Here is a 16,505-nt window from a genome sequence, read left to right as displayed (position 1 = left end):
CAAGGTAGATAGTGCCTGTCTTATATGAATGAAAAAAGATTATTAAGTTTGAAAATTTTATAGTTGGATCAGCTAGTTCATAACAGCATACTTCCAATAATTTATTGATTACCACTCAAAATTAAGTATAGATTCAAATTACTTATAATGGGTTTACATAATTAGAATGGCATCGAGGGTCAAAGTTTTATAAAAAAAAGGGTCGTTTTATTTCATAAAACGACCTTTCTAAACATTATTTTCTTCTTCTTAATGTTTGGCTTGTCGTATTACTTCTTTCGTAAACTTCAAATTTTTCTCCGAAACTTACACTTTTTACATGATAAGTAGCAATATACACTAGTTCATCGTTAAAAGAAATTTCTACATAATCATGGTTTGCATCAAGAAGAATGCCTTCAACTTTGTCGTGGCCACCGCGATTAATTTTTACCCATTGTCTAACTTGAGAATTTAATAAGTCTACAAAACTCTCGTTTGGTAATAATTCAATCGTATTGTACATTTCATCATAAGATAATTTACCTTTAGCAAATGAAGTTACGCTTTTAATATGAGTATAAGGGTAGTAAATTACACCTTCACCCTCTGTAAAAAGAGCAATATGTGTTCCAAATGCACCAATTAATAAACCTTCTTTAGATTCATGACCTCCTCGACCAATTCTAACTCCTTTACCTACGAATACTGAGAATAACTCTTTATTCACTTTTTCATCGCTCCTTGTTTTTTCTGTGCGGTTACAATGTATTTATATGTGCCCTGTCAATTGTTTGTACTAGGATATTTGTCCAATTTATATGAATATGTATAAAATTAGTCATGTGTTGATAGGCAATTATTTCGTATTTCGATTAAATTAGTAGGTTACTTGATTGAGAAAAAAGTAACATGATAAATATTGTCCGTTCATATAATTTATGAGAGCACACTTACGAGGGAGGAACAACAATGGCACGAAAAGAGTCTAAAGAGGGTGTAAAGCCATTATTATATATTGCGCAGCCAGATTTTCAAGAAGCCAAGTTGAACGTACAACACTCTTATGTGGTCAAAGTAAATAATCAGGATCAAAAACAAAAGGATAAAGAATATGTAGCTTCTAAATACGTAGAAGTTGAAAAACTAGAAGAAATAGAAGAACTAGAAGAAATAGAAGAATTAGAAGAAGTTGTGAATTTAGATGAACAAGAAGAACAACAAGAACAAGAACAAGAACAAGAACAAGTCGAAGCAGACAATACTTGGATGAAAAAACCATTTAAAGCCATGACGAATGAAGAAAAAATATTATTTATGATAAATAAGCCTCATTATATTCCAAAAGTTGAGTGCCGAATTCGAACAGAAAAAGATTTATATATTGGCTATATTATGGGTTACAACGAAGGAAAGGTATCAATTAAGGTTTCTTCAAAAATTAATGATGTTGAATTGGATATTCAAAGTATTGTAAGTATTCAAATGGTAGGTATTTAAGGCGTTAAAAAGGTGGTAGATACATGATCTACCACCCATAGTTTTTTAGTTTACATTAAACTTACAGATTTGTAACGTGTACGTCACGTAAGCATTGGATCGCACAGAAACAATCTAAGTCAACAGTTACACAAGTGTTTGATGCTACAAACATATCAGCTTCTACTAATTCGCAGAAAGTATTTTGGTTATTTTTGTTGTCTTTGTTGTTGTCTTTGTTGTTTACTGGAACTAATGCTCTTAACACTGCACAGCAATCTTCATCTACACTTTCAACACGGAAAACAACTGTATCTTGGCAATTGTTCATTTGACCGTTTTTGTTGTTATTTTGATTGTCATTGCCATCACGATTTTGTGCCATCATTTGCATCATATTATGATTAAATGCTGGTACTCTAAATAATTCACCGTTTGCTAAAAACAATAGGAAAGGGCGAGTATTTGCCAGTGGTACATTAGGATTAGCACCTAAAAATGGAACGTCACAACCTGTTGGGCAAGTGTTTGTTGCGCAATCTTGTAGATCATTTATGAATTTTACAACGTCACATACGCAGTGGTTTCTTTTTTTGTCGTGGTTGTCTTTGCAACTCATCATTTTCACTCCTTATCACTTTAGATGGATATTACATTACTATGATATTAAGCAGGCGAAAAACGGTTACTGAAGATTTTTGCTTTTTTAGATAAATGGGCTTAGTAGCAATTAGTACAGACAAAAAAGAGCTTAGATCTGTAATAGGGGAATAGGGAGAGTAAAAAAGAAAAGGGGAGGAGAAGGGTTGGAAGGGATTAAAGGAGCATAAATGTAGGGTAAGGAAGTGAAAGTATTTACCCCTTGCATCCATATCCCTTGTCCCCATACTTAACATGGATATAAGTTGGTTTTTGCTATTTATCCTAATTTTGGCAAGCTTTCGATTGACTCGTTTAGTTGTTCACGATAAAATAACAGCTTTTCTAAGAAGACCTTTTATTGATGAAATTACGCTTGAAGAGAATGGGATGCCAGTTACTTATACAAAGATTAAAGGTAATGGGATCCAATACTTTTTTGGTGAGTTATTAAGTTGTACTTGGTGTAGCGGAATTTGGTGTACAGCGTTTTTACTATTAATATATGTGTTCTTTCCACATGTGGGAGAGTTCATCATCGTTTTGTTAGCTATTGCTGGGGCAGCTGGTGTAATAGAAACGATTGTTAATAGACTGAATATGTGATTTTAGGTAGAACGATTGAAAATTCCTTTCATATACTATTGTGAATAGACTTATTTAGGAGGGAAGATATGTATAATCAAGGTCAGGGTCAAATGACTCCTTTTCAATGGCAACAACTCCAACAACAACAACAGTACCAAATGCAACAACAACAAATGCAGCAACAAATGAATCAAGCGAACTATAACCCATATTATCAAGGCGCTCCGGCCGGCTATGTGAAAAAATCAGGTTGTGGCTGTGGCAGTAGAACAACTAGACGATAAATTATAAAAAGGTGAGCATATTTGCTCACCTTTATTTTTGTCCAATAATTAAAATTAGTTTGTTCAATCTCATTTCTTATTAATAAAGCGTCGAATTAGTCTTGAAGAATTAGCTTTTTTGCCTCTTCTTTTTTGAAGGATGGATAAGTATAATAGCTTTCTAGCTCTTGTACATGCCACATAAAGAAGGCGACGTTCTTCTTCTAGTTGACCTAAGTTACCATTTTTTAAAGATTCTAAAGCATAATCATGAGGGAATCCTCCGTCTACAACACCTAGAATATAGACATAATCATACTCTAGTCCCTTTGAACGGTGAGCTGTTAAAAGCGAAATATTACCTTGTGATGACTGATTTTTTTTCTGCTTATATTCTTTAAATTTTGCGGAAATATGAAATGCGTGTTCAACAAACTCTCGAATTGATTTGAAATTTTTGCTTACGACTTTTAAATCTCTCAAATCATCAGAAGGTCGTTCGATTTTATTAGACTCGTTTCCGCGCTTTTTAATATAGTCCATAAATGCAGGACTTTCTTCAATTCGCTCAATTGCTTCTAAAGGAGATGCGTGTTTTAAATAACGTAAAATCTTGATCAGGTTTTCAATTTTTTTAATTTGAAATGGTGCTGCACTTTTAATAGTGGTGAATGCTTCTAAGAAAGATAGATTTTGCAAAACACTATTCATTTTTGCATCTTGAAATGCTTGTTGTTTTAGGAAAAAGACAGGTAAAATTTCTTTCAATGCTGCTTGGTGGTCCTCATCTCCTATTAATAGTAAGAAAGAGATCATTTTTCGAATAATCGGTCGATCATAAAATGAGTCACCATCTTGATCGATTGTAAAAGGTAAGCTTGTTCCAATTAATCGCTCAAAAACAGCCCTTGATGCAGTATTAGTGCGATATAAAATTGCAAATTGTCCAGGGTTTGCACCGTTATTAATTTTTTCTTTAATATCGTTAATAATCATTGTTGCTTCTTCTTCTTCATCGTATGGAAAGAAGAAAGAAGGTACTTGATCGTAGTCATATTGAGCATGCATTGATTTTACAAAACGGTTTTTATTAGGCTTAATGACTTCGTTTGCCAATGATACGATCCCGTGGGTGGAACGATAATTTTCACTTAAATGATAAATTGTAGATCCTTGGAAATGCTCTTTAAAATCTAAGATAAACCTGGGGTCACTTCCTCTAAACGCATAGATTGACTGGTCATCATCACCAACAGCCGTAATATTTTCTGTATGTTGAAAAAGGATTTTTAGAATATTGAATTGGATTTTATTAATATCTTGGAACTCATCCACTAATAAACATTTAAATCGATTTTGATAATGTAAAAGTAATTCATTATTTTCATTTAACATTTCAAAGCAACCGAGTAACATATCGTCAAAATCAAATTGCCCATTTTGCTTTTTCAATGATTCATAGCCTTCATAAAGAGAAGCGACCTGTTCTTCCCAAGCATCCATTGACCTGATCTCATGGGGATAAACACAAGAGTTCTTCCATAAGCCGATTTGTTGAATAGCTTGGTCGTATGCAAATGACTTTTCATCAATTTCAAGTCGTCGACCAATTTGCTTTAACATGATCTCCTTTTGAAAATCCGATTTAATTAAACGGCTTGAATCCCATTTTGCACGATCAAATCGTAAAAGCATTTTATAAAAAATACTATGAAAGGTGCCAATTTCCATCTGTTGGATAGGGTAACCTAGACCTTTCATTCGTTCTTTCATTTCTGCAGATGCTTTAGACGTGAATGTAACGAGCATCATTTCATGCGGGAGTATACCGCTATTCATTAAATGCATTGCTCGAGTTGTTATGACCCGTGTTTTACCACTTCCGGCTCCAGCAAGTACAAGTAATGGTGAACCGATATGTGTAACTGCGTTCCATTGTTGTGAATCTAATGAGATTTGATTGATCACAAATTCATCCGTCTTTTGTTCATTTTTTTTATATGGTGGAATATTGTAAAAAGGTAGTCTGTTAATAAATTGATTTTCATCTGTTTTTTCGATTGTAGCTGTATTTGAGATCGAACGCTTAGTAGGTAGTTTAATAATGCGATCGTTAGTATTTTCGTTAGTAGAATGATTATTTTCAAATCTAGCAATAATCTCTTGTTCTAACTCTACGTTATGATTCATACATGCTAGATTTTGCTCTTTGTTTATATGATAAAAATGAGGAATATCATAAATAGTTAAAGTGAAATTTAATTTTTGATGGCAATTAACACATTTAACTTCCCCGCGAATACTGGCTTGATATATTTCCTCATATCTTGATCGAGGGAATTCTGGTAAATAGATTGATTGATTTTGATAGTTTGCAATTTTCATTATTTTCCCCCTTAAAATTAAAGCAGACTCATCTATGTTACCAAAAAGATTTGTGTACGAAAAGTGAATTTTAATGGGAAAATAGGATCTTTTCATATGTATCGAACTAAATACATTAGTAGGACCGTTGTTTGTTACATTGCCAAGTGTATAGTTTTTTAAATCCCCATGAAAAAACTATGATTCAATTTGAATCATAGTTTTAAGTGTGCTTAATTTAATTTTAGTTTCATTTCGGCATGTGGAATGCCAGCTTCAAAGAATATTTCGGAGGAGATTTTATAACCTAATTTTTCATAAAAAGGAATGGCAGATTCTTGTGCATGTAGGACTAATTGATCTAAACCTTTTTCCTTTGCAGTTTTATGAATTAAGTACATAATTTCATTTCCAATTTTTTTCCCTCGGTAGCTACTTAACACACAGATTCGCTGAACTTTTCCAGTCGATTCGATTAATCTAAGTCGACCTGCAGCAATCGGTTGGTCTTCATCGTATGAAACAAAATGTATACATTCTTCGTCAAGGCCATCAAACTCTAATTCTCTTGAAATTTGTTGTTCCTCTACAAAAACTTCTACTCGTACTTTAAGAGCGTCTTGTATACTTGCGTCTGTTGCTGCTACTATTGTGCGAATGCTCATTTTTTGGCTCCTAATTTAAATGTTTCATACACTTCCCAAGCACCGTTTTCTAATTGGTAAACTAATTTAAAGTTATCTACTACTTCATTGTAACTAAATTGAATCATGCGTAACTGGCCTAGAATATCAGCAAATTCAGCATCTTGTAATTGCTGACCAATTGTAATATGCGGTACGAATGCATAATCTTTTATTTCTGGGAAAGTGCCAGTGTGCATTTTTTCATGAAGCTCTTTTAATGCTTCAACAGGTGTAACTTTTAAATAAATGACATTATTAACTGGTGCAAAAGAACTTACTTTATTAATTTCCAATTCAAATGGTTCAATTTGACTCGCAATTTCATTTAATTGTGAAATAATATTTGGAAGTTGATCTTCGCTTAATTCGAATCCACTTCTTACTGTTACATGGGGAGAGATTAACGTATAAGCTGGATCAAAACGTTTTCTATACTCATTAGCCTTTTCTTGAACGAAATTAGATGGGAAAATAACAACGCCACATTTCATAAAAATTACCTCCTGTTTACAATACTTTATATTTTAATTTGAAAAAATTAACGAAATAAAAAGAACTAATTTTAATTATACCAAATTTTTTGAAAATCGCTAAGTTTCACGAATTATTTTGCTAAACTAATTTTTAATACTTCTTCAAGTTGCTTTTCCCAGTTTGTCCAAGTATGGTCCCCATCATATTCTGCATAATGTAATTCTACAGGAAAGTTAGCTAAAATATCTTGTAACTGTAAACCACCTTCGACAAAATTAACCCATTGCTTACTTGGTGTGAAAACATTTTCTTCTTGTTTTCCAACAGTTTGAACAATAGAAAGAATCGAATTTAATTTTGTATTCTCTAAAAATTCTATAACATCATCGTTCACAAATGGAGATTGCATAATGACTTGTCCGAAAGTATTTGGATATGTAAATGCAGCTTGTAATGAAACAGTACCACCTAATGAATCGCCGATTAATGTTCTGCTATGGGCTAATCCTAGTAAAGGTAAATGATCATCTAAATATGGAAGTAATTCTTCAGCTAAAAAACGAATATAATTTTTTTGTCCCACCTGAGAAGGGTGGTATAGCTTAAAGCGCTCCTCTGGTGAAGAATATGGAATTCCTACAATGATCGTAGGTTGAATTGAACCTTCTTTTGTTAATTCTTCAATTACTCGATGAACTTTTCCTAAATTAAAATAGTCTTGTCCATCTTGAGCAATTAATAAGTGATGTTTTATTAACGGAGTGTACATGCTTGAATAGTATATTGTAAATGTAATTTCTTTTTTAATGTGTTCACTATATAATGTATGTTCTTCTCTTGTACCATTTGTTTGAATCATAAAATGTCTCCTCTTCTTTTCCCTAGGATGATATAATTAGATGTTACTTCATACAAAAAATTTAGAAAAGTAAAATGTATTAAACGCTTACAAAAATAAGTCTAAAAGAGGTGAAACATGAGTAAAAAACAACCTAATGCAATGATGTCTTTATTAATTTTGTCCATTATTGCAATTTCAACTTCAGCTATATTAGCTAAATGGACGAAAGCTTCTCCATCTGTTTTAAGTATGTATCGCCTCTGGTTTACATGTATATGGATGTTACCATTTGTATTGAAGCGAAAAAATGAATTAAAAGCTTTAAAAAAATCGCATTATAAATCATTTGCTTTAGGTGGATTAATGTTAGCTGTCCATTTTATTTTATGGTATGGTTCATTAGTTTTCACTTCAGTGGCGAGCTCAACTATTATATTAGCTCTTCAGCCATTAGTTGCAATGATTCTTGGATTCTTTGTATTTAAAGAGCGAACGTCTATGCAATCTAAAATATGTATGATTATCGCGATTATTGGTGTATGTCTAATAGGATTCGGTGATATCGGCTTAAGTATGTCAGCGTTTAAAGGTGATATTCTTTCATTTTTAAGTGTAATTGCTGCAGTACTCTATTTAATGGTTGGACAAACAACCGTAAAAAATACATCCCATTGGGTGTATAGTTTCTGGGTTTTCGCATTTTCAGCTGCATTTTTAACAATCTATAATATCGTAACGATGGATAATTTCTTTGATTACCAATCAAAAGATTGGATTATATTTATTGCATCTGCCATTATTCCTTCATTAGCACATATTATCAATAACTATTTATTAAATTACGTAAATGCTACGACAATATCAATGAGTATACTTGGGGAACCAGTTGGTGCATCTATTTTAGCAGTTTTCCTTCTTCATGAAATGTTATCATCATTTCAGCTAATTGGAGGTACAATCGTAATTGTGAGTGTATTCTTATACTTATATCAACAACAAAAAGAAATTACATCAATACAAGTCAAAACAGATAATTCTTCATCAGCTTAGATTAAATAAAAAATTACTTAAAAAGGCTTTCAAATCTTTCCTATGATTTGAAAGTTTTTTTGTTTTTTAACTAAAAATAGGTAGAATAGATAATAGCTATTAGAATAATCTTCCATAAACTTTAATCCAGCCAATTGAAGGAGAAAAGAGCTACATATGAAAAAGAAGAAGAAAAAAGCCAAAAATCCTCTCCATTACATATTTATTTCATATATCATCATTACATTTTTATTTTCATTCTTATACTATCTCCCATTTACGCGAATTTCGAATATAAGTTATATCGATAGTTTATTTGTTTCGACAAGTGCGATCAGTGTAACTGGGTTAACAACAGTAAACTTAGTTGAGACCTTTAATGTATGGGGAAAAATACTATTAATGATTCAAATGGAAATTGGTGCAATCGGAATTGTTGTATTTATTAGTTATGGTTTTATGATCTTCGGTATTCGGATTACGATTTCAAATCTACTAGTCGTATCGAAGGATCAAAATCAAAGTAGCATTAAGTCAATAAAAAGATTAAGTTTGTCAGTTTTATATACTTCATTATTTTTTCAATTTATCGGTGGACTCTTTTTTTATAGTCAATTTAGAGGGAAATATGACACTGCATTAGAAACTTTATTAGTTACTGCTTTCCATTCAATTGCAAGTTTTACAAACACAGGTTTTGACTTATTTGGAAATAGTTTAATTTCATTTCAAAAAAATAATTTAGTTTTAATTGTAACAGCAGCGTTGATTTTTATAGGTGGATTAGGATATCCGACTATTATGGAGTACATCTATAAATACAACAAGAAAAAATCCTTATTTACAAGGATTAATATGCGCCTGCATTTTTCGTTTATGATTCTTGGAACAATTGTATTTTGGCTTTTAGAAAGAGGCCACACGTTTAAGCATTTAAATTTTTTTGATCAGCTAACAAATTCATTTTTTTTATCAGTTACGAGTCGAAATGGTGGATATGCACCTCTTGATATTGCAGAACTAACATTGCCTGCAATCTTAATTCTTTTAGTGCTCATGTATATTGGTGGAGCTTCATCGAGTGCAGCAGGCGGGATTCGTTTAACGACAGTTTCGGTTTTAGCTGCAAAGATGTTTTCGGTTATCAAGTCTCAGGACGATACAATTATTTTTAGAACAAGCGTAAAGAAAGAGGTTGTTGACCGTGCATTTGTTATTGCGATGAGCTTTATCATATTAATCACAGTTGCAACGATCATGATTTCGATTTTTGAACCGTTTCAGTTAGATTTAATTTTACTAGAGGCCATTTCGGCAATTACAAATACCGGATTATCATTAGGGATTACAACAAATATTCATAGTGTGTCAAAAATAATATTAATCTTACTAATGTTTATTGGAAGAATTGGGATTTTCACACTGATTTATTTCGTACTTCGTGTTGATAATCAAAAATTAAAATATGTTGAAAAAGACTTAGCAGTTGGGTAAGGAGGAGAGTATATATGCCAAAGCAATATTTGGTAATAGGTGCTGGACGTTTTGGGCGAGGAATTGTTAAAGAATTTGATCGGTTAGGTCATGAAGTTGTTGTTTGTGATAAAGATAAAAAGACATTAGAGCAATTAGAAGAGTACACAGAATATGCCGTAATTGGCGATTTGCGTGAAGAGTCTATTCTAGAGGATTTAAATGTAAGTCAATTTGACGCAGTATTTGTAGCGATTGGAACCGATTCTTTAGCCTCTATCTTAATTACGAATAGATTGAAAGAGAGAAAAGTTAAAAGAATTATTTGTAAAGCAAATAATCGTGAAGTTGGTGGGATTTTAGAAAGTATTGGAGCGGATTTAGTTATATATCCTGAAGAGGAAGCTGGGCATAAAGCGGCACGAATGGAAGCGATGAGTGGAATAATTGAATACATCGAGATTACTAAAAATATTGCAGGAGTTGAAACAATCATTCCTGAAAAATTGGTTGGCAAAACACTAAGAGAAATGAGTTTTTCGATGAAATATGGCATAACGGTTGTACTAATCATCCGTGAAGGTGAGCCGATGGTATCCCAAATTGGAGACGTAGTTTTTCAAAGTGGTGATCTAATTTTTATTGTAGGAGAAAAATCAAAAATAGAATTGTTTAAGAAGAAAGTTGGATAAATATAATTAGGGCTCAATTACAATTACCTATTTGGAACGTTTAAATGTTATAGTTGAATATACTAATCCTAAATGACTAATCAAGGATTGGTGTTTTACAATGAGCCAAGTTATGGAAGTTATTGGAGCATGGGTGAATGCCATTGGAACAATCAGTTCAGCAATTAGTAGTACACCCATGAGAGGATTAAAAGGAGAAAACCGAAAAAGTTGGGAGGACTTAAGTTTTCATCTAGATTTTGGTGGAAATACCTTTCAAGCGATCGGAAATATAATAGAAGCTTTTTTAGGCGAACCTAGTGTATTAGAAGATGCAGGTGAAATTATCCAAGCCTCAGGAAATGTCACTGTATTATTTAGTTTATTAGCTGCAGAAGCAGAGGAAGAAAAAGAAGAAGAAGAAAAAGTTGCAGATCGCGCGATAAAATTAAATATGACAGGGAATGCCCAACAAGCTTTTGGAGGATTACTCGCAGCCCTTGAAGAAGTAAGTTCAGAGGATTTTGATGTATCTGGTTTTATGGGGAACTTCTTACAGGCAATCGGAAATACATTACAAGTATTAGCTGGTATGGTAGAGCTAGAAATAGAGGATTTAAAAGACTATTTAGAAGAAACTGGGCAAGTAGAACAACCTAGCGATTTATCAGATGGAGTCATATTTGACGTACTTCAAGAATATCATGGCAGTGCGCCTGTACCTGAGACTAGTGAACTATCAGATGGAATTATTTTTGATGAAGCACATGAATATACCGGAAGATTGCCAGAAGATGATACAGTTGAACTTACAAATGAAATTGAAATTCATAATGAAAATATATTATCAACCGAATCTTCTAATGAAGAAATATTGAATGAAATAGAATATCTTTTTGGTAGAATACCAGATTACGAGCCGATTGAAACTCAAGATGAATCGATTTCAAGTCAACAAGTTGAATCAATTTCTAGCGAACAAGACGTGCCTAGCGATCTGTCAGATGGGGTCATTTTTGATGTGCTCCAACAATATGACGAAGAAACTGAAACACACCCATTAGTGAAGGAATACGAGGAATTAGCATTACTATTAAAATATTGTGGAAGTTGGATTCAAGCTGGTGGTTCAATCGTATCTGTATACTCTGAACAAAAAGAGTTATTTAAGACGAATGCTGAACAAAAAGAGCAAGAGAAACAAGAACTAGAAGAGAACAAAAACCCTAGAAAAAGAAATAGAAAGAAAAAATCGGTGGAAAATAAAGTCGAATCAAATCAAGAGAAAAGCAAAACCTCGGATTATACAGAGATAAAGAAAAAGAGCTAACATAAATAAGCTATAGAATGGATGTTAGTTCTAGATACATAGATCATAGAATCAAGGCATTCATTAAAGGTGCATAAAATGAACATGTAGAAATAGAAAAAATACAAGACTTTTTCAGTGCTTGAATAGTTACAAAGACAACAAAATACTAAATTGTAAACGATTTTGGAATTTTTGATTACATAATAGGCAAACAGGAAAATATTAATAATAAAGAGAGTGTACCTTCACCATTTTTGGTTAAGGAATATTATTATTTAACTATTGGAGAGATCGCCTATGAAAAGTAAAATGATTAAAATCGTTAAAAACTATAAAGTTCAGACATTTGTATTTGGTGTAGGTGTTTTACTATTGTTCTTAACAATTGTGATTGGTAGTATTCTATTAAGCAATACACCAAGAGACAAAGATTTGAGATGGAAAGATTTAATGCATTCAATAAACGAAATAGAAGCAAAGTCGAATAGATGAGAATTTTTCAAAAAAAATTGAAAAATACATTCTAGTGGACTTATATTCGAAATTTTTTGTTAAATATTGGTTGAAGAGTAGTAGACAAAACAGTATAATAGACTTAATAAGAGAGAATGATTTCTCCTTATATATTACGATTCCATAGCTCAGCTGGGAGAGCACTACCTTGACAGGGTAGGGGTCGCTGGTTCAAGTCCAGTTGGGATCATACAAATGAGAGGGCTCAAACCTAAGTGTATCAAGGGTTTGGGCTTTTTCTTTATTTTCAGTTATTTCCATTTTTTGTAATGAATATTATTCATTGCACAAAGACTGCACAGAAACTTCCCCAGCAAATTAATTTAAACCAAATCTTTCATCAAATCGATCAGCTGTATTCTTCTGCATTTCTTCATTTGAATGTGAATAAATACCAAGTGTTGTTTCAACTCTTGAATGGCCCAATCTCTCGCTCACAATTTTCGGGTTCTCACCCATTCTCATTAAAATTGTCGCATGAGTGTGGCGCAAATTATGGAAAGGAATCACAGGCAAATTCGCTTTTCTAATGAGGTGTTTAAATTTACGAATTAAATTTCTAGGCTCCAAGTAATTTCCGTTCATTGCACAAACAACTAAATCAAGATCTTTAAAGTTTTTAATTTTTGACTTCATCTGATCCTGAGAGGTTTTATGCTTTTGTAATGAAATAATGACGCTTTCTGAAATAAAGATTTCTCGAAGCGAATGATTGGTTTTTAGCTCTTTTGCAAGAAGTCCTTTATTTTTCGATCATACTAGGTTTTCTTCAACATAAATGACGCCTTTTACTAGATCAACGTTACGCCATCTAAGAGCTAATATTTCACCTCGACGCATTCCAGTAAAAATAGCTAATTGAAATGGGATTAAATAATTTTCTCTTTCGCACAACCCTAAAAAATTTTTTGCTTCATCAACTGTCCAAGTTAGTTTTCTAGTCTTAGAAATTCTTGGAGGTGTAGTTTCCTTTACTGGATTTGTTTTTATCAATTCCCATTGCAAAGCTTTCTGAAACGCTTTTGATAGGATGTTGTGCATTATTTTTACATAAGCGTTCGATAAACCTTCATTTAATTTTGATGCATAAAACTGATCTATGTCGTAGGTTGTGATTTTACTTAAAGGTGTTGATTGAAAATAAGGAGTTATATGGACACGAATTATTGTTTGAGCCTTTTCAAAACTAGTTATTTGGACTTCACTTTTGTAAGTTGAATTGACCCAACTTGTAATGAAGTCTTTAAATAGATCTTTCGAAGGTTCAATGAAAATTCCTTCTTCAATTTCATTTTTAAGCTTAGTCATTTCTTCTTTGGCCTCGCGTTTTGTTTTAAATCCACTACGATACACTTGTTTACGATTACCTGTTTTTGGATCTATACCTGCTTCGATTCGAAAAGACCAAGACTTGCCTACTTTTTTAATTGACATTTTAGCACCTCCAATTTTTTTTGGAGGTAGGATGTACATATTATTTTTCTCAAAGGAATCGTTCTTATGCAACTAACGCATTGCAATAGTTGAACAACAAGATCGGCTGTTTAGTCGATTTTTTTATTCAACAAAATGGCAGGTTAGTTGCATAAGTGGAGGATAATTTAAGTAGGAAACTTAATATTAAAATGTAAGAATTAAATAAATACTTATTTATTTGAAATAACATGGAGGCATAGCAGAGTTAATGAAAATAGAAAGTGATATCCTAAATCGCATTAAAGATATTCAATGGTTTGTAAACTGTGGGAAATCAGTAGAATCAGATGTACAGATGAATATTTCTTACACCAATTCATGGAAAAAAGCAGAAAAGCACTATAAAAAATTGTCATGGGAGAACTTTACATTAGAAGTAAACAATGATCTTGCTGCATTTCTAAGAAATAAATACCCTAGAGAATATTCTAATTGGAATTATGTTGCAGCTGAGGCTCGAAGCTTTATTAACAATGAAATAGTTCCAAAACTTGAATTAATAAAAGAACAGAATGAATTGGATCAAGATTTTATTGGTACTGTATCCTGGGACATTTTAGGTGCAATTATGGAGGAAACATATAAAAACTGTAAAAAGAGACCAACTTTTTTTCTAGAGTTACTTCGTATTTACGAGAGTGGTAATTTTCCATGCGGTTGGAAAAATGGTAAGTTTCCAGAAGGGGATTTAGTTGTATTTTAATAAATAATTCATCAAATAGATTTTATTCTTATTCAACTACCATGGGAGTACAATAAAAACTTCCATTCACTGTTGTGAATCTGAGGGTTCATGGGTGGCTAACGCAGTGCGTTAGTGAAATAGAGCACTTGCGAGCAATAGTTTAATTCAAAGGTAGGTTTAGATATGAGAGAAAGGGATTACCCAGAATTTCTTAATAATTTAATATCATTTATGGAATTAAAAGATAAATCTGGCAAAGAAATCATAGAAGAAATTGCTTCAAACCTATATGAAGGTGAAAATTATTTAGTATTCCAAGAGGAATATTTTTATAAAATTCCTGATCTAATTAGAGATATTATTCTATTAATCAATTTTGATACAGAACTTTCAATGGAAGGTATATTGGGTTTTCTTGAAAACTCAAGTGGTATTTATCTAAACGATACAATAGAAACCTTAGAAAAAATACAGGCAGAACAAGAACACAATATATTGAATAATATCAGGCATATATTGGATGAGAATAATATATCTACTTCACAATTAAGAGCTAATACAAATGATCAAGAACTTTATAGCATTCAAAGCTTTAGTGAAACACATGGCTCAGCATATGATGATATGGCAGATAGGATTTGTGAAATTGCGGAAAAACTTTATATTTCTTCAGAAGATAGAAACATATTTGATAACCTTATTTTGTATGTAGATAAAAATAAATCATTGTTGATCAGGGAACTAAACAACTGAAATTTCAAACGCACTTATTAAACTAACGCATGCGATAGTTGAACAACATGATCGGCTGTTTAGTCGATTTTTTTATTGAAGTAAATGGCAGTTTAGTTCAATAAGCCCTATCCTACAAATCGATAGATATTCATTTTTATAAACAAAGACGAATATCTTATTGTTGAAAACAGTTTAACTAAGGAGGAATCTTCATGGGATACTTTGTTACTGTAGAGGCAGGTGTAAATCTATATATTGAAGATATTAACCCAGGAGGTAACAAGACCATAGTGTTTATACATGGATGGCCGTTAAGCCATGAACAATTCGAATATCAGTTTGATGTACTTCCTGAATTGGGTTACCGCTGCATTGGTATAGACTGGAGGGGCTTTGGTAAATCGGATAAACCATTTAGTGGCTACACTTTAGATAGACTGGCTGATGATATCCGTACGGTTGTTGGTACACTTCAATTAGAAAATTTTACGATTGTAGGCCACTCAATGGGTGGAGCAATTTCGATTCGATATATGTCTAGATACAACGGTTACGGTGTATCTAAGCTTGTCCTTGTTTCCGCTGCAGCTCCAACAGGCTTTACCGTAGAGACTGCTAATAACTTTCTTAAAGAAAACTTAAATGATCGCCCTAAAATGATGCAAGACGTAACTGATGGCTTTTTCTTTCAGTATGTAACTCGCCCATTCTCGGACTGGTTTTTTCAAATGGGATTACAGGCTGCTGGATGGTCGACAGCTGCTATTATAATTACATTAAGAGATGAGAATTTGAATGAAGATCTTCCAAAAATAGTTGCCCCTACTTTAATTATTCACGGCATTCATGATAAAGTCATTCCATTTGAACAGGCTAACGAGATGAACCAAAAAATAAGAAATTCACAGCTTGTTCCGTTTCAATATAGTGGCCATGGTCCCTTCTGGGAAGAACGTGACAAGTTTAACCAACTATTATCACAATTTATTTAGTTAAAACTTTGACCTTAATTGAAATAAACGGAGAAAGGAAAACACAAGTAGTGTCACTTTATGCGTAGTAAATTTTTTATCTACTAATTAGGCTAGATTTCTTATAGAACTAACGCATGCAATAGTTGGAGATCACAAGCTGCTAATAGGCGGCTTTTTTTATTGAAGTAAATGGCAGTTTAGTTGCATAAGGATTGACTAAATTAGATGAAAAAAGGCGAAATTCCCCCAAGTCACAAAGGAGAATGGTTGAGATATAATCTTTAAATAAGTGTAGGTGTAATTTAGGAGTTTTACGTTAAGTTT

Annotated in this window: 18 protein-coding genes, 1 tRNA gene and 1 pseudogene; 11 read left to right on the top strand and 9 right to left on the bottom strand. The window is 32.5% G+C overall.

What is annotated here, in order from left to right:
- Positions 1-235: 235 nt before the first annotated feature.
- Positions 236-709, bottom strand: a complete 474-nt coding sequence (locus CN514_RS08700) for a spore coat protein (protein ID WP_098232259.1) — start codon at positions 707-709, stop codon at positions 236-238.
- 242 nt (positions 710-951) lie between these two features.
- Between CN514_RS08700 and CN514_RS08695 the strand changes: the two genes are divergently transcribed.
- Positions 952-1,479 (top strand): CotO family spore coat protein, encoded by a 528-nt coding sequence (locus tag CN514_RS08695; protein WP_098232258.1) that lies wholly within the window; start codon positions 952-954, stop codon positions 1,477-1,479.
- 61 nt (positions 1,480-1,540) lie between these two features.
- Here the strand turns inward: CN514_RS08695 and CN514_RS08690 are convergent, their stop codons facing one another.
- Entirely contained in the window at positions 1,541-2,077 is a 537-nt protein-coding gene (locus CN514_RS08690; protein ID WP_098232257.1) for a CotY/CotZ family spore coat protein, read from the bottom strand.
- Positions 2,078-2,352: 275 nt separating this feature from the next.
- Between CN514_RS08690 and CN514_RS08685 the strand changes: the two genes are divergently transcribed.
- A complete protein-coding gene (locus tag CN514_RS08685) occupies positions 2,353-2,703 on the top strand; it encodes a DUF1360 domain-containing protein (protein WP_098232256.1) in 351 nt (116 codons plus the stop codon).
- Between the two features lie 54 nt (positions 2,704-2,757).
- Here the strand turns inward: CN514_RS08685 and CN514_RS25630 are convergent, their stop codons facing one another.
- The 5 genes from CN514_RS25630 to CN514_RS08660 all read right to left on the bottom strand — a co-directional run bounded on the left by CN514_RS25630 (position 2,758) and on the right by CN514_RS08660 (position 7,331).
- Positions 2,758-2,895 (bottom strand): hypothetical protein, encoded by a 138-nt coding sequence (locus tag CN514_RS25630; RefSeq protein ID WP_176525846.1) that lies wholly within the window; start codon positions 2,893-2,895, stop codon positions 2,758-2,760.
- A gap of 143 nt (positions 2,896-3,038) precedes the next feature.
- Positions 3,039-5,333, bottom strand: coding sequence for an ATP-dependent helicase (locus tag CN514_RS08675; protein ID WP_098232255.1), 2,295 nt, complete (start codon positions 5,331-5,333; stop codon positions 3,039-3,041).
- A gap of 212 nt (positions 5,334-5,545) precedes the next feature.
- A complete protein-coding gene (locus tag CN514_RS08670) occupies positions 5,546-5,977 on the bottom strand; it encodes a GNAT family N-acetyltransferase (RefSeq protein ID WP_098232254.1) in 432 nt (143 codons plus the stop codon).
- Entirely contained in the window at positions 5,974-6,489 is a 516-nt protein-coding gene (locus CN514_RS08665; RefSeq protein WP_098232253.1) for a YjcG family protein, read from the bottom strand. Before CN514_RS08665 ends, CN514_RS08670 begins: the two co-directional genes overlap by 4 nt.
- A 113-nt stretch (positions 6,490-6,602) precedes the next feature.
- The gene (locus CN514_RS08660; protein WP_098232252.1) at positions 6,603-7,331 is read right to left on the bottom strand and encodes an alpha/beta hydrolase; all 729 of its coding nucleotides are present in this window, start codon (positions 7,329-7,331) and stop codon (positions 6,603-6,605) included.
- Between the two features lie 117 nt (positions 7,332-7,448).
- On the opposite strand from CN514_RS08660, the gene CN514_RS08655 reads away from it, so the two are divergent.
- The 6 genes from CN514_RS08655 (at position 7,449) to CN514_RS08630 (ending at position 12,501) form a co-directional block, all read left to right on the top strand.
- Entirely contained in the window at positions 7,449-8,363 is a 915-nt protein-coding gene (locus tag CN514_RS08655; protein ID WP_098232251.1) for a DMT family transporter, read from the top strand.
- A 156-nt stretch (positions 8,364-8,519) separates the two neighbouring features.
- Positions 8,520-9,836 (top strand): TrkH family potassium uptake protein, encoded by a 1,317-nt coding sequence (locus CN514_RS08650; protein WP_098232250.1) that lies wholly within the window; start codon positions 8,520-8,522, stop codon positions 9,834-9,836.
- 14 nt (positions 9,837-9,850) lie between these two features.
- Positions 9,851-10,507, top strand: coding sequence for a potassium channel family protein (locus CN514_RS08645; RefSeq protein ID WP_098232249.1), 657 nt, complete (start codon positions 9,851-9,853; stop codon positions 10,505-10,507).
- A gap of 100 nt (positions 10,508-10,607) precedes the next feature.
- Complete coding sequence (locus CN514_RS08640) at positions 10,608-11,816, top strand: DUF6944 family repetitive protein (protein ID WP_098232248.1); 1,209 nt, start codon at positions 10,608-10,610, stop codon at positions 11,814-11,816.
- 279 nt (positions 11,817-12,095) lie between these two features.
- Positions 12,096-12,290: a hypothetical protein gene (locus CN514_RS08635; RefSeq protein ID WP_098232247.1), complete on the top strand. Its 195-nt coding sequence runs from the start codon at positions 12,096-12,098 to the stop codon at positions 12,288-12,290.
- Positions 12,291-12,428: 138 nt separating this feature from the next.
- Positions 12,429-12,501: transfer RNA gene (locus CN514_RS08630), tRNA-Val, on the top strand.
- A gap of 128 nt (positions 12,502-12,629) precedes the next feature.
- On the opposite strand, the pseudogene CN514_RS26810 reads toward CN514_RS08630, so the two are convergent.
- Together CN514_RS26810 and CN514_RS26805 are read right to left on the bottom strand one after the other, a co-directional pair.
- A pseudogene (locus CN514_RS26810) lies at positions 12,630-13,028 on the bottom strand (tyrosine-type recombinase/integrase); the annotation flags it as partial.
- A gap of 36 nt (positions 13,029-13,064) precedes the next feature.
- Positions 13,065-13,745 (bottom strand): site-specific integrase, encoded by a 681-nt coding sequence (locus CN514_RS26805; RefSeq protein ID WP_176525845.1) that lies wholly within the window; start codon positions 13,743-13,745, stop codon positions 13,065-13,067.
- A 250-nt stretch (positions 13,746-13,995) separates the two neighbouring features.
- On the opposite strand from CN514_RS26805, the gene CN514_RS08615 reads away from it, so the two are divergent.
- The 3 genes from CN514_RS08615 to CN514_RS08605 all read left to right on the top strand — a co-directional run bounded on the left by CN514_RS08615 (position 13,996) and on the right by CN514_RS08605 (position 16,199).
- Positions 13,996-14,490: a hypothetical protein gene (locus CN514_RS08615; RefSeq protein WP_098232244.1), complete on the top strand. Its 495-nt coding sequence runs from the start codon at positions 13,996-13,998 to the stop codon at positions 14,488-14,490.
- A gap of 165 nt (positions 14,491-14,655) precedes the next feature.
- Positions 14,656-15,225 carry a DMP19 family protein gene (locus tag CN514_RS08610; RefSeq protein ID WP_098232243.1) on the top strand — a complete coding sequence of 190 codons (570 nt, stop codon included), beginning with the start codon at positions 14,656-14,658 and terminating at the stop codon, positions 15,223-15,225.
- Between the two features lie 194 nt (positions 15,226-15,419).
- On the top strand, positions 15,420-16,199 hold the full coding sequence (locus CN514_RS08605) for an alpha/beta fold hydrolase (RefSeq protein WP_098232242.1): 780 nt from the start codon (positions 15,420-15,422) through the stop codon (positions 16,197-16,199).
- The last annotated feature ends 306 nt before the right edge of the window (positions 16,200-16,505 follow it).

It is taken from the genome of Bacillus sp. AFS001701, assembly GCF_002559405.1.
Classification (GTDB): domain Bacteria; phylum Bacillota; class Bacilli; order Bacillales; family Bacillaceae_G; genus Gottfriedia.
This window is presented reverse-complemented; position numbering and strand designations above follow the sequence as displayed.